General features: G+C 28.8%; 1 protein-coding gene. It reads right to left on the reverse strand.

The genetic code is table 11. The features are described from left to right. Positions 1–138 precede the first annotated feature (138 nt). A partial coding sequence (locus B0A57_RS11860) for a pentapeptide repeat-containing protein (RefSeq protein WP_207758888.1) occupies positions 139–900 on the reverse strand: 762 nt, incomplete at its 5' end.

The raw sequence follows: 900 nt of genomic DNA on the forward strand, positions 1-900 counted from the left end.
CAACGTTCCGGCGCTTGGCGAGGTTGCGAACTTCGGAACTAATTATTTTCTGTTAAAGATAAAATTTCTTGCGAAATGTAAACGTGAATTTACTACAAAATTCGCAATCTTGCCAAACGCCTGTTAGCGGTAGGTTTTTTACTTTCGATAAAATTTAAATATCCTAATATCTCGATTATGATCAGTATATTCACAAAGATTATACTTTTCTACTAGTTCGATGATGTTTAAGTTTTTATTTCTCTCCAATTCATCAAACCAAAATTCAGAGCTAACATATGCATCCTCCAATTTAACATTTTTAAAATCACAATTTTCAAATTTTGCGTTGATAAGATTTGCTCCTCCAAATTTGCAGTTTGTTAGATTGACATCTCTAAAAGAAGAATCTTCTAAATTTGATATGTAAAAATTACAATCAGTCATATTAGAGGACATAAAAAATGAATCATAAAGATTAGCTCCACTAAATTTCCATTTGCGCATATCCTCATATTGAGAAAGTGATTTGTCAGTTGCCAAATAGCAATGCGATAAATCTAATTCTTTTACTTTAAGGTCAACCAATCTTTTAATCAAACCTCTAGTTCGATACATTGCTTCTTCGGTTTTCCAAAATTTGTAATCATTAAGTTCTTCAGTATATCTTTTTATAGTCTCTAAACGCGATGTAATAGATTCATATATTGTTAGTAAAACACCTAAAATCATTAAATCGAAAAGTAATCCATGAAATTCAACTAATATATCGTGAATCTTAAAATTAGGATCAAAAAAATCAAAAAGAACTATTAATAGAAAACATATTACTGTCATAAATATGAACAGATTAGTTTTAGATTTTAGTGACTTTTCAATTAATTTTCTCATGATGTTGATTTTAAACTTACCGCTAACGTT

Source organism: Flavobacterium psychrophilum DSM 3660 = ATCC 49418 (genome assembly GCF_002217405.1).
Taxonomy (GTDB): Bacteria; Bacteroidota; Bacteroidia; order Flavobacteriales; family Flavobacteriaceae; genus Flavobacterium; species Flavobacterium psychrophilum.